The sequence below is a fragment of the Planococcus halocryophilus genome (genome assembly GCF_022489025.1).
GTDB classification, from domain to species: Bacteria; Bacillota; Bacilli; order Bacillales_A; family Planococcaceae; genus Planococcus; species Planococcus halocryophilus_A.
On sequence record NZ_JAKVTG010000003.1, the window covers coordinates 235,698 to 249,066 of the forward strand.

At 40.1% G+C, this 13,369-nt stretch carries 12 protein-coding genes; 9 read left to right on the plus strand and 3 right to left on the minus strand.

What is annotated here, in order from left to right; all coding sequences use genetic code 11:
- Position 1 precedes the first annotated feature (1 nt).
- The 3 genes from MLE13_RS05840 (at position 2) to MLE13_RS05850 (ending at position 3,387) form a co-directional block, all read left to right on the plus strand.
- Positions 2-1,543, plus strand: coding sequence for an acyl-CoA carboxylase subunit beta (locus tag MLE13_RS05840; protein ID WP_240748538.1), 1,542 nt, complete (start codon positions 2-4; stop codon positions 1,541-1,543).
- Positions 1,544-1,564: 21 nt separating this feature from the next.
- Positions 1,565-2,683, plus strand: coding sequence for a M20/M25/M40 family metallo-hydrolase (locus MLE13_RS05845; protein ID WP_240748540.1), 1,119 nt, complete (start codon positions 1,565-1,567; stop codon positions 2,681-2,683).
- Between the two features lie 173 nt (positions 2,684-2,856).
- The gene (locus MLE13_RS05850; RefSeq protein WP_240748542.1) at positions 2,857-3,387 is read left to right on the plus strand and encodes a hypothetical protein; all 531 of its coding nucleotides are present in this window, start codon (positions 2,857-2,859) and stop codon (positions 3,385-3,387) included.
- Between the two features lie 65 nt (positions 3,388-3,452).
- Here the strand turns inward: MLE13_RS05850 and MLE13_RS05855 are convergent, their stop codons facing one another.
- The gene (locus tag MLE13_RS05855; protein WP_240748544.1) at positions 3,453-3,818 is read right to left on the minus strand and encodes a DUF5412 domain-containing protein; all 366 of its coding nucleotides are present in this window, start codon (positions 3,816-3,818) and stop codon (positions 3,453-3,455) included.
- Positions 3,819-4,012: 194 nt separating this feature from the next.
- Here MLE13_RS05855 and MLE13_RS05860 point away from each other — a divergent pair, with 194 nt between their 5' ends.
- Together MLE13_RS05860 and rnz are read left to right on the plus strand one after the other, a co-directional pair.
- Positions 4,013-5,248: a DNA polymerase IV gene (locus tag MLE13_RS05860; RefSeq protein WP_240748546.1), complete on the plus strand. Its 1,236-nt coding sequence runs from the start codon at positions 4,013-4,015 to the stop codon at positions 5,246-5,248.
- A gap of 7 nt (positions 5,249-5,255) precedes the next feature.
- The gene (rnz, locus tag MLE13_RS05865) at positions 5,256-6,215 is read left to right on the plus strand and encodes a ribonuclease Z (protein ID WP_240748547.1); all 960 of its coding nucleotides are present in this window, start codon (positions 5,256-5,258) and stop codon (positions 6,213-6,215) included.
- 390 nt (positions 6,216-6,605) lie between these two features.
- On the opposite strand, the gene namA is transcribed toward rnz, so the two are convergent.
- A complete protein-coding gene (namA, locus tag MLE13_RS05870; RefSeq protein WP_240748548.1) occupies positions 6,606-7,622 on the minus strand; it encodes an NADPH dehydrogenase NamA in 1,017 nt (338 codons plus the stop codon).
- 48 nt (positions 7,623-7,670) lie between these two features.
- On the minus strand, positions 7,671-8,474 hold the full coding sequence (gene proC / locus MLE13_RS05875; protein WP_276323850.1) for a pyrroline-5-carboxylate reductase: 804 nt from the start codon (positions 8,472-8,474) through the stop codon (positions 7,671-7,673).
- 372 nt (positions 8,475-8,846) lie between these two features.
- Between proC and MLE13_RS05880 the strand changes: the two genes are divergently transcribed.
- The 4 genes from MLE13_RS05880 to argH all read left to right on the plus strand — a co-directional run bounded on the left by MLE13_RS05880 (position 8,847) and on the right by argH (position 13,192).
- A complete protein-coding gene (locus MLE13_RS05880; RefSeq protein ID WP_240748550.1) occupies positions 8,847-9,794 on the plus strand; it encodes an MBL fold metallo-hydrolase in 948 nt (315 codons plus the stop codon).
- 45 nt (positions 9,795-9,839) lie between these two features.
- Positions 9,840-10,457 (plus strand): DUF3221 domain-containing protein, encoded by a 618-nt coding sequence (locus tag MLE13_RS05885; protein ID WP_240748552.1) that lies wholly within the window; start codon positions 9,840-9,842, stop codon positions 10,455-10,457.
- A gap of 129 nt (positions 10,458-10,586) precedes the next feature.
- Entirely contained in the window at positions 10,587-11,822 is a 1,236-nt protein-coding gene (locus MLE13_RS05890) for an argininosuccinate synthase (protein ID WP_240748665.1), read from the plus strand.
- Positions 11,819-13,192, plus strand: a complete 1,374-nt coding sequence (gene argH, locus MLE13_RS05895) for an argininosuccinate lyase (protein WP_240748554.1) — start codon at positions 11,819-11,821, stop codon at positions 13,190-13,192. The genes MLE13_RS05890 and argH overlap by 4 nt, the downstream gene beginning before the upstream one ends.
- Positions 13,193-13,369 lie beyond the last annotated feature (177 nt).

Below are 13,369 nucleotides of genomic sequence, written 5' to 3' on the forward strand. Positions count from 1 at the left end.
AATGGATATTTACGAACGAATAAATGAGTTATATGATCGTAAACGTGAGATTGAACTTGGCGGTGGCGAAGATCGCATCGACAAGCAACATGAAAAAGGCAAACTAACAGCACGTGAACGCATCGATTTATTGCTAGACGAGGGATCATTTGTAGAACTAAGTCCATTTGTAGAACATCGCACTACAGACTTTGGAATGGCAAAAGGTCCAGGTGAAGGTGTTGTCACAGGGTACGGGAAAGTAAATGGTCGACCGATTTACTTGTTTTCTCAAGACTTCACTGTGTTTGGTGGAGCTTTAGGTGAAATGCATGCGAAGAAAATTGCCAATGTCATGGATTTAGCAGCCCGGAATGGTGCACCGTTTATCGGCTTAAACGATTCAGGTGGCGCACGTATTCAAGAGGGTGTGTTATCTCTTGATGGCTATGGTCAAATTTTCTATCGTAACTCGATTTATTCAGGCGTTATTCCGCAAATCTCTGTAATTATGGGACCTTCTGCAGGTGGAGCGGTTTATTCACCAGCAATTACAGATTTTGTCTTTATGGTTGATAAAACGAGTCAAATGTTTATTACCGGACCTAAAGTCATTGAAACAGTTACTGGCGAAAAAATATCTTCTGAAGATCTTGGGGGATCAAGAGTACATACAGCAATTAGCGGAAATGCACACTTCCGTGGTGATTCGGAACAAAAAGTGCTTGAAATGGTTCGTCAATTGATCAGCTACTTGCCACAAAATAATACGGAAATGCCGCCTCGCCTTGAAGAGGGAGAAGAAGACGACTACCGTCCAGATTTAGCAGATGTTGTGCCTTTTGAAGCAATTCGTCCTTATGATGTCCGTAAAGTAGTCGACCAAGTCGTAGACAAAGATAGCTTTATGGAAGTGCAACCAGAATTTGCGCGCAATATCGTTATTGGGCTCGCTCGCATTAAAGGCGAAACCGTTGGATTAGTTTGTAACCAGCCAAAAGTGATGGCCGGTGGACTTGATATCGATTCATCTGATAAAGCAGCGCGCTTTATCCGTTTCTGTGATTCGTTCAACATCCCCTTGATCACATTTGAGGACGTTACTGGTTTCTTCCCTGGTATTAAACAAGAACATGGTGGGATTATTCGTCACGGGGCGAAGATTTTGTATGCTTATTCAGAAGCAACAGTTCCTAAAATGACGGTCATCTTACGAAAAGCTTATGGCGGTGCTTATGTAGCATTAAACTCTAAATCTATTGGAGCTGATTTGGTTTATTCATGGCCAAATGCTGAAATTGCCGTTATGGGACCAAATGGAGCTGCCAACATCATTTTTGCTCGTGAAATTGCCGCAAGCGAAAACCCAGAAGAAACGCGCGCAGCGAAAATTGAAGAATACCGTGTGAAATTCGCAAATCCATATGTAGCTGCGGCTCGTGGTATGGTTGATGACGTGATCGACCCACGCGAAACACGTATTAAATTGATCCAAGCATTAGAAATGATGCGCAATAAAAAAGATACACGACCAGCAAAAAAACATGGCAATATGCCCCTGTAAGATATAGAAGGAGTGTTTTGGATGAATAACGAACGATTGATAAATGAATTTTTGGAACTGGTTCAAATTGACTCAGAAACAAAACATGAAGGTCCGATTTCTGCAATATTACAAACTAAATTAGAAGCAATGGGTTTTCATGTCGTTATTGACGAATCCGCTACAGTAACTGGTCACGGTGCAGGGAATATTATTGCTACGTTACGTGGAAATTTGAGCGAAGTTCCGGCTATCTACTTTACGGTTCATATGGATACAGTAACGCCAGGTGTAGGTGTTAAACCTGAAATTCGTGATGGCTATGTCTATTCGGATGGAACAACTATTTTAGGGGCAGATGATAAAGCTGGAATTGCTGCTTTGTTTGAAATGATTCGTGTGCTTCAAGAGCAAGAAATTCCGCATGGTGATATTCAATTGGTTATCACTGCTGGAGAAGAAAGTGGGCTAGTTGGAGCAAAAGAACTAGACTCTTCACTGATGATTGCCAAATACGGCTATGCTGTAGATAGCGATGGCAAAGTAGGTGGAATTGTGACTGCTGCACCGAACCAAGCGAAACTATGGACAACCATTTATGGTAAAACAGCTCATGCGGGTGTTGCGCCTGAAAAAGGCATTTCAGCCATCAGTATTGCTGCAAAAGCCATTGCTAAAATGACGTTAGGGCGTATCGATGAAGAAACGACTGCTAATATTGGACATTTTGAAGGGGGCGGAGCTACTAACATTGTTTGTGATGAAGTCCGTATTCTATCGGAAGCCCGTTCAATTAGCGAAGACAAATTAGCCGCACAAACGATTCACATGGAATCAGTTTTTGAACAAGTTGCTGAAAATCTTGGCGGACGTGCAGAAACAAAAGTCCAATTAATGTACCCAGGTTTCCATTTTGATGATATGGACCCTGTTGTAGAAATTGCACAAAAAGCTGCCGCTAAAATTGGACGCCCGTCTCCAGTTTTGACGAGTGGTGGAGGCAGTGATGCAAACATATTCAATGGTTTTGGCATTCCGACTGTTAACCTTTGTGTTGGATATGAAGAAATTCATACTAAAAATGAACGTATGCCAATCGAAGAACTTGAAAAATTAACCGAATTATTGGTTGAAATTGTTAAAGAATCCACACATAAGTAAATAGTAAAGTGATGACGGAAGAGAAGAACAGGATGTATATAATGGGTTTCTTTTCTATCGTTAAACTACAAAAAACCAACAAATTGTAAATTGATTTGTTGGTTTTTTATTACTCTATTGAGATTTTAAAAACTATAAAGAAAAAGAAGAATTTACAAATTAAGGAGTGGAAAGTGTTTATGAATATAATTAGACGATTCCTTTTGTTGGCAAGCTTAGTTTTCTTGATAGTTGGATGTTCGCCAAAACCAGAATTTGAGCAGTATGATGGAAAAGCTTTAAGCATTGCAGTATTAGGAAAAGCACCAGAAGTTAAAGAAGAGCAAGTGGATTTTCAGGAAATTACATTTGAGGAGTTTAATAAAAAAGAGTTAAGAAAGTATGATGCTGTTTTTGTTATGGAAGAAAACCTGTTAAACGCTGCTGAAAGTCAGTACGCGTCAATTTATACAGAAACACACAAACCTTTCTTTTTCATTGGAAATAACAAAGGTGCATATCCTTTTACGGATGCGGCTTTAAGTTATGAAGATGCAAAAGAAATTCCTGATCATGATTACTATGCGACTAGCTTCTTGCAAACTTCTTATAATGAACAAAGAACCGTACGGTACGGTTTATACAATGATGAAAAGAATGAAGAAAATATCCAACAGGCGTTTTCAAGAATGTTTGAAACAGTAGAACAAAGTTCAGGAGATTAACACACAAAAAGCGTTATTGATGAAGAATCTTTGATAAGGATTTTTTCAATACGCTTTTTTATGTGTTAGTTATTTCTAAAATCGTATTTTTCAGATGGAACATTTAAATGACGGCCATTAATTTCTACAGTGTTATTGTCGATCCAATTGATGGTAGCTGTTTCTTCTCTATATGCCCAGTAAATATTTTTCTTTCTTTTATCTTCGTCATTAAAAACCAACTCAGCTCGAACCGAAAAAGCGACAGTTGCACCTCCGCCATCCGTAACATAGGCTCGAACTGTGTAGTCGCCATCTGGCGAAACGGCTTCCGTTAGAAAACGCCCTTCTGGCAATCTTTGCATATCAAAAAAGGCCCAATAAATTCCGTATCCTAATAATCCTGAAATAATTAAGAATCCACTTAAACTAATGAGTAAAAACTTCTTCATTGCTTCACCTCTTTAATTAAAACGACAACAAATAAATTAAGTTCTTTTTTTTAAAAAAAGTGGAGAATCCAGAATGCTTTCTGGGTTTTAATCGATTCTTCTTTTTACTTTTGCGATAAGAAATGGCACCCATCAGGATGTATGTTCACTCTTTTTTTGATACACTTAAAGAAAAGGAAATGAGAGACAGTTCTATGGCCAGCAGAGTGATTTTTCATATTGATATGAATAGTTTTTATGCTTCTGTTGAACAGTCGCATAATCCAGAGTTAAAAGGAAAAGCGATTGCCATTGCGGGAAATCCGAAAGAAAGAAAAGGGATTATCGTAACATGCTCTTACGAAGCAAGAGCGCATGGCATTTATACGACGATGCAAGTCCATGAAGCGAAACGGAAATTACCAGAACTGTTGCTACTGCCCCCTAACTTTGAACGATACCGAGCAGCCTCAAAAGCGATGTTTGAAATTTTACGTACATATACGGATATGGTGGAACCGGTGTCTATTGATGAAGGCTATGTCGACGTAACCGAATTGACTGAAACGCGTCATGCACTGGAAATTGCTGATGAAATCCAAAAACGCCTGTTAGCTGAATTGGATTTGCCTTGCTCAATCGGCATTGCACCGAACAAGTTTTTAGCGAAAACAGCATCTGACATGAAAAAACCGATGGGCATTACTGTTTTGCGAAAGCGAAGCATTCAGGTATTGTTGTGGCCGAAATCAGTAATAGAGATGCACGGTATTGGTGACAGTACGGCAGCACGCTTAAAGAGCATAAAAATTGAAACAATTGGTGAGTTAGCAACTGCGAACGAAGGTTTGATTAAAGAAAAAATGGGAAAAAACGGTCTGCGACTACGAGAGCGAGCAAACGGAATTGACGACCGTCCAGTAGATCCGGATTCCATTTACGATACTAAAAGTGTTGGGACGTCAACAACGTTGCCAATAGATGAAACGGATGAACAAAGTTTAAAAGCATTATTTCGTCAGCTTAGTGAGAAAGTGGCCAATCGATTAGAAGCAAAAGAATTGGCCGGTTCCACCGTTAGTATTCAAACGCGTAGTTCGGATTGGAAAAACAGAACACGTAGCGTTACATTAAATAATACCGTTTGGAAAGCTGAAGATATTCAACGAACGGCATGGCAATTGTTTACTAAACATTGGAATGGTGAAGCTTTGCGACTGATAGGTGTGACGGTATCGAACGTGGCAAGTAAAGGCGATTTGACCGAACAATTATCAATCTTTAATTTTCAAGAACATGTAAAAGAAGAGCCAATTCTGAATTTGATGGCTAAACTTGAAAGTCGATTTGGAAAAAGCGTTTTGACGCGAGGAACCAAAATTAAAAAAACCAACTACGATTCAAAAACAAGTTTTAGTAAAGATTTTTTGGACGATCACGACAGAAAGTAGGGAAAGTATGCAATTGTTATTTCTAGGTACTGGAGCGGGAATGCCTTCAAAACAACGAAACACTTCCGCACTTGTACTGAAGTTGCTAGAAGAACGGGGAACTGTTTGGTTGTTCGACTGTGGAGAAGCAACACAGCATCAAATTCTTCGTACTACAGTAAAACCGCGAAAAATTGAAAAAATCTTTATTACGCATTTGCACGGCGATCATATTTTTGGTTTGCCTGGTTTGCTCGGATCTCGTTCATTTCAAGCAGGAGAAGAACCACTTGAGATTTATGGACCTAAAGGCATTAAAGAGTACGTCCAAATGACGTTAACACTTAGCCGAACTCATTTAACTTATCCGATTATTTACCACGAACTATCTGAAGGAATGATATTTGAAGACGAATTGATGACAGTCGAAACGCGTCTTTTAGATCATGTTATTCCATCCTATGGTTTTCGAATTACGCAAAAACCATTACCACCAAAACTGCTTATTAATAAAGCTCTTTCTCTTGGTGTGCCTAAAGGTCCGTTATTGGCAAAGTTAAAAACAGGAGAAGACATAGAACTTTCAACTGGTCAGTGGGTACGAAGTGGCGACGTTACAGAACCTGAACAACCCGGATTTGTCGTTACTATTTTAGGCGATACTCGTTTCTGTAAAGCAGCAGTAGAATTAGGTCTTGGAGCAGATGTGTTAGTGCACGAAGCGACATTTGATGCAACTGCTAAAAAAATGGCTGCAGAATATGGTCATTCAACTGTTTATGATGCAGCTGAAACTGCTCGATTAGCAGGAGCTAATACATTAATCATGAATCATATTAGTGCTCGTTTTTTACCTGAAGATGAGAAGTTTTTATTAAAACAAATGAAAGAGCAACATCCACGTGGATTTATTGCGCATGATTTTGCTGAATTTGAATGGCAACAACAAGAGAAAATAATAAGGAAAAAACAAGGAAGCCGTCTTTAATAGATGGCTTTTTTTGGGTAATTCTAAAAATATTTTTGGAAATAATAGAACATACGTTCGTTTTGTGATAAAATAAAGTTACAGCTGTATGAGGGCGGTTTGGCCATTCCCGAGGGAGAGGGGGTGGTAACATGACCATTGCAGAATCATTCGGTCTCGTTTTTACGAGTATCGGATTAACGATTAGCGCCTTGACACTTGTCGTTTCCATGATTTTGGTCATAAACAAAAAAAAATAACCGTCCCATGTGGCGTGGAATGACGGTTACTTTTTAAGCCTATATTCCAGCCAACCGCTCTCGTAGCGGCATACAGCTGGCCGAATGCGAAAGCATTCGGTTTTTTTGCGTTACCTTAAGTATACTAAATCTGAAGCATTTTGCAACTGCCTTATAGCCAACCACGCTTATACGGCTCTGGAGCTGTTATTTCAACGTTTAGCTGTTTTGCTGCTGTATATGCCCAATAAGGGTCGCGAAGCAGTTCGCGGGCTAGAAAGACCATATCAGCGCGTTCATTTTGAAGAATTTCTTCTGCATGCAATGGGCTAGTGATTAAGCCAACTGCACCTGTTGCGATCGGTGTATCTTTTTTAATGGTTTCAGCAAAAGCCACTTGATAGCCAGGGAATACAGGAATGCGTGCAGGTACGACAGCCCCTGAGCTAACATCAACCAAGTCGACGCCTTGCTGTTTCATCCATTGACACATTTCTACATACTGATCGGCAGTCATACCGCCTTCACTATAGTCATGAGCAGAGATACGGACAAATAATGGACCATCCCAAACTGTATTTACCTCATCAATCACTTTTCTCAATAAGCGGTAGCGGTTTTCAGCGCTGCCACCATATTCATCTGTCCGGTGGTTTGTTAAAGGAGACAAAAACTGGTTTAGTAAATAGCCATGTGCACCGTGAAGTTCAATAACATCAAAGCCAGCTTTTTTTGCGCGAATTGCCCCAAGTTTAAAAGCTTCTATCGTTTCTTCAATATCATCAGAAGACATTTCTTTCGGTAATTTATAGCTGTCATCAAAAGCGAGCGCACTTGCTGAATAGATGTCCCCATCAACCGTAGCTTTTCTACCGGCATGAGCCAATTGAATTCCTGTTTTTGCCCCGCTTTGTTTCATTAAACGAACAATTTCGGATTGACCTTCAATGTGAGTGTCGTCCCAAATGCCAAGATCTCTCGATGAAATACGTCCTTGTGGTTGAACAGCTGTTGCTTCAGTGATTATTAGACCGACGCCTCCAACTGCACGTGTCGGGTAGTGAATGCGGTGCCAGTCGGTTACTTGCCCATCCTCTTGGTCACTTTGATACATGCACATTGGTGCCATAACAATACGGTTTTTAAAAGTAGTTTCTTTAATTGTAAATGGTTCAAATAACTTAGCCATGAACTGTCCTCCTTTTGTTAGATACAACTATAAAGTATACAGAAAGATTTATTTAAATTCTTTCCCAAGCTCTTTAGAGCGTTCAGAAGCTTTCGTCACACATTCTCCTACGATGTTTTTAAAGTTGTTTTCTGCTAAAGAATCGAGGCCAGCCGCAGTTGTGCCATTTGGACTTGTAACTTTTATACGCAACTCAGCAAAATCTTCTTGCTGCAACATTTCAGCTGCGCCGGCAAAAGTTTGGCGAACCAACTTTTTAGCGTCCGCATTTGATAGACCGTTAGCGATCGCTGCTTCAGTCATTGCTTCTGCAAAATAGTAAATATAGGCAGGTCCACTTCCTGCGACACCTGTTACTGCATGCAATTGCTCTTCAGCAACGACTGTTACGCCGCCTATTGAAGACAATAGCTTGCGTAGTTCATGTTGTTGATCAAGTGTGACATGTTTGCTCCATGCGACACCTGTTGCCGATTTGCCGATTTTTGCAGAAGTATTCGGCATTGCACGAGCTACTGGGAAATCACCCACATGTTTTTGGATGGTTTCAATCGAGACACCTGCTGCGACCGATAAAATTACGGTGTTGCCAGTTAATTTGTCTTTGATGCCATTAAGCGCAACCTCTACATCTTTTGGCTTCATTGCCAACAAAATGAAATTCGCATCTTTTAATTCGGTTTTCTCTTGGCAGACAATATTCACGCCGTACTCGTCACTTAAAAATTCCAGACGATCAAGATCTGATTTGTTCATCACCGAAATTTCTTCTGGTTTCATAATACGTTTATTAATCCAGCCATGAATCATAGACTCAGCCATCGATCCGGCTCCTACACAAACGATTTTCATATCAATCACTCTCTTTCCTCAAAATAAAAAGCGCATTCGTCCCTGTTATACAAGGACGAAAACGCTTTGTTTCCGCGGTACCACCTAAGTTTGCCATAAAGACACAACTCGATATCCATAACGCGGACAGACGGCCGTGTTTTCACGGCAGCTCAAAAGTAGGTTCCACAAAGGAGAGGGGGGTGCGCATTTCAGCTAAAGCAACACTCTCTTTACACCTTCACTTTATGTACTAATCTTTATCTTCGCTCACATATGTTATTGAATTATAGAGGATAGAGTGGGCCTTTGTCAAATAACATCAAGAAGTGACGGCGCGTAATTTTCCATGTATGATAGATGAATAGTGATTCATTTTAAGGGGCTGAGAGTATGAGTTTACATAAGATTATTATTCCTACACCTTTTGCTGTAGGGGACGTTAATTCGTATTTAATAAAAGGAGATGTGCTGACGCTAATCGATGCTGGTCCGAAAACGCCAGAAGCGTGGCTTGCGATTAAGGCTGGACTTAAAGAGTTTGGAGCAGAACCTGGTGATGTAGAACAAGTTGTGTTAACGCATCATCATCCAGACCATGCGGGGTGGGTTGACGGTTTTGAAAATGCAAAACTATATGGACATCCGTATAACGATCCATGGCTGCGCCGGGATCAACAATTCTTTGATTATCATGATGCATTTTACTTAGAACGTTTAAAAGAAGAAGGGGTACCAGGCGATTTGCAATTTTGGGTCAAAAAGATGAAGCGGCCGTTAAATTTAATGGGCAACCGCCCACTCGATATGACGATTAACGAAGGAGATGTTTTACCAGGACATCCCGATTGGCAAGTTCTTGAAACTTTGGGACATGCACAAAGTCATTTGTCTTTTTGGAACAAAGAAACGGGTGAAATGATTGGTGGCGATCATGTAATTGCAAAGGTATCTTCTAATCCACTGATTGAACCACCATTAGATCCAGCAGAAGGACGACCAAAATCTTTACTTCAATACAATGCCTCACTCAGCCGCTTATTAACGATGCCAGTTGATGTAATTTATAGCGGGCACGGAGAAGAAGTATGCAATGTTCATGAGTTAGTTACAACGCGTTTAGCGAAACAACATCAACGTGCTATGAAAGCGCTTGGATTAATTGGTGAAAGAGAGCGAACCGTATATGAATTGACAAAAGACTTGTTTGCACACGCATATGAAAAAGAGCTTGGCTTAACGTTATCTGAAACGATTGGTCAAATTGATTACTTGTTAGAAGATGGATTAATCGTTGAAAGAATGGGTGACGATGGCATTTTCTACTATAGTAAAGCATAAGTTAAGCTCTCAATTGCAACCCGTTCAAGTAACAGGTAAAATTAAGTGAATAATGTGTACACCACGACTATACAAGAAAAGGATTGGGTAGCTTTGAAAAAATGGGGTTTATTTTTAGCGAGTGCATTATTGCTTGCAGCGTGTTCAAATGAAGAAACTGAACCAGCGGGGCCAGATGAAACAGAAGATGCGGAAAAAGCAGAAATGGCTGTTGAACAGAAAAGTATGACTGAAGAAGGATTTATCACACAAGTTAGCGGAGAAAGCATTCTTGTTAATAATATCTACTTTAGTATTCCAGAAGATGTGGAAGTCCAACTTAGCGATGGTGCTGAAACTACTGAAGGCGTTATTCGAGATGTTCGTACAGGAATGAAAGTTAGCTTGGATTATAACGGTCCACTAGCTGAATCGTTTCCTATGCAAGGAGAAGCTGAAACAATCACTATTTTGAAAGACGAGGAAGCTGTTAAACAAGCAGATGCACTTGAAGCGTTTATCAACGCGGAACAAATGTCACGCTTGATCATGATGGGGCAACCAATTGTTCGTGATAATGAAATCGGCTTTTTATTCAGCAATATGGAAACTGGCGAAATGTCCGAAGTTCGGATCGACCTTGATACACATGAGTACACAATTGGTGGAGAAAAAAATGAATAAATCATAGAAGCAGCTGCGGCTGCTTTTTTTATGAAAATTTATAGTCGTTTCTCTTGCGCTTGTTAAATATCCGTGATATTATGTGTATATTCATTTCAAACGTTGCATAAAAATACATTGGAGGTTTTCATATTGAATAAAAAGATTGTACTCGCATACTCAGGTGGATTAGATACATCGGTGGCCATCCCGTGGCTAAAAGAAGAAGGCTACGACGTTGTCGCTGTGTGCCTGGATATCGGGGAAGGAAAAGATTTAGATTTTATTAAACAAAAAGCGCTTCAAGTTGGGGCGGTTGAAAGTTACATGATTGATGCAAGAGACGAATTTGCGGATGAATATGCATTAATTTCAATGCAAGCTCATACATTATATGAAGGAAAATATCCGTTAGTGTCTGCATTATCTCGTCCGTTAATTTCGAAAAAATTGGTTGAAATCGCAGAAGCTACTGGTTCAAGCGCTGTAGCACATGGTTGCACAGGAAAAGGCAATGACCAAGTACGTTTCGAAGTTTCGATCAAGTCGTTAAACCCGAATCTTGAAGTTGTAGCACCAGTTAGACAATGGGGATGGTCACGTGATGAAGAAATCGCTTATGCAAAACTGCATAATATTCCAATCCCAGTGAATTTGGATAGCCCGTTTTCAATCGATCAAAATCTATGGGGACGTGCTAACGAATGTGGCGTATTGGAGAACCCGTGGACTACTCCACCAGAGGAAGCTTATGACATTACAAATTCTCTTGAAACAACACCAGATACAGCGGATATTGTTGAAATCGAATTCGTTAACGGTGTACCAACTCAATTAAACGGTATTTCGTACTCATTCTCTAAATTGATTTTAGAGTTAAACGAAATCGCTGGTAAACATGGTGTCGGTAGAATTGACCATATTGAAAATCGTTTAGTAGGGATTAAATCTCGTGAAGTTTACGAAGCTCCTGCAGCGATGACATTAATCGCAGCGCATAAAGAGCTTGAAGATATTACTTTGGTTAAAGAAATGGCTCATTTCAAACCAGTAATCGAGAAAAAATTGACTGAATTAATTTATGAAGGTTTATGGTTCTCTCCATTACGTGTTGCACTTGAAGCATTCTTAAAAGAAACACAAGTGTTTGTTAATGGAACTGTGCGTGTGAAATTGTTTAAAGGACATGCCATTATCGAAGGACGTAAGTCTGCAAATTCACTTTACAGTGAGCAATTGGCTACGTACTCGACAGATGATACATTCAATCATGCATCTGCAGTAGGCTTTATTGAGCTATGGGGTCTTCCGACAGTTGTGAACTCTATGGTAAATAAAAAAGAAGTAGCTGTTCCTGAAGAGTTGAAAGAGAAGGTGAAAGCATGACCAAACTGTGGGGCGGCCGTTTTCAAAAATCGGCCGAACAGTGGGTCGATGAATTTGGTGCTTCAATTTCTTATGATCAAAAGTTAGTAATGGAGGATCTGGAAGGCAGCACAGCGCATGTTAAAATGCTGGCTGCTTGCCAGATTCTTTCTAACGACGATGCTAATCTTATTTTATCGGGTCTTGAAACGCTTAAACAAAAAGCGCAAGACGGGGAATTAGAGTATAGCGTATCAAATGAAGACATCCACTTAAACTTAGAAAAACATTTAATCGATGAAATAGGTCCAGTTGGCGGTAAATTGCATACAGCAAGAAGCCGGAATGACCAAGTAGCGACAGATATGCATTTGTATTTGAAAAATCGTGTTGGCGAAATTATTGATGCCGTTACGGCTTTCCAAGATGCAATCGTCACGCAAGCGGAAGCGCATGTAGAAACGATTGTCCCAGGTTATACGCATCTTCAACGTGCACAACCAATTTCTTTTGGTCATCACTTGATGACGTATTTTTGGATGTTGCAGCGCGATAAAGAACGATTAACAGAATCGTTAAAACGCATCGATATTTCACCGCTTGGAGCGGGAGCGATGTCGGGAACAACTTTTCCGATTGACCGCGAAATGTCGGCAGAGCTTCTCGGTTTCTCAAACGTTTACCAAAATAGTTTGGATGCCGTAAGTGATCGTGATTTCATCCTTGAATTTCTAAGCAATTCATCGATGTTAATGATGCACATGTCACGTTTTGCGGAAGAAATTATTCTTTGGTCAAGTGAGGAATTCCGTTTTATCGAGTTAGATGATACGTTCTCTACAGGATCAAGTATTATGCCGCAGAAGAAAAATCCCGATATGGCGGAATTGATTCGTGGCAAAACTGGCCGTGTTTACGGCAATCTTTTTGGTTTATTGACGACGTTAAAAGGTTTGCCGCTTGCTTATAATAAAGACATGCAAGAAGACAAAGAAGGAATGTTTGATACGGTTCACACCTTAATGGGCTCATTGCCAATTTTTGAAGGCATGATTCGTACCATGACCGTTCGCACGGATTCCATGGAAAAAGCGGTTCATTCAGATTTCTCAAACGCTACAGAATTAGCGGATTACTTAGCTGCGAAAGGAATGCCGTTCCGTGAAGCACATGATGTTACTGGGAAACTAGTTTTTACATGCATTCAACGCGGTTATTTCTTAAAAGACTTGCCGCTTGCTGATCTCAAGCAAGCAAGTTCACTGATCTATGAAGACATCTACAACACCTTAATGCCGAAAACAGCAGTAGAGCGTAGAAACTCACTGGGTGGCACAGGTTTTGAACAAGTACATCATCAATTGGGACTTGCCAAGCAACTTATCGGGTAATAAGTCCATTCCCTATATAGCCGTTAGCGCTTGGTACCCGCTAATGGTCAAGAAAGCCGATTTTCCTCTTCCCCGATGGAAAATCGGCTTTTTTCTGTGTTTTTTCGACATTAACAGAGCATCTCAAAGAATTTAGTTGAAATTCAGTCTAAAGTCTAATTTATTTCATAAATCGAA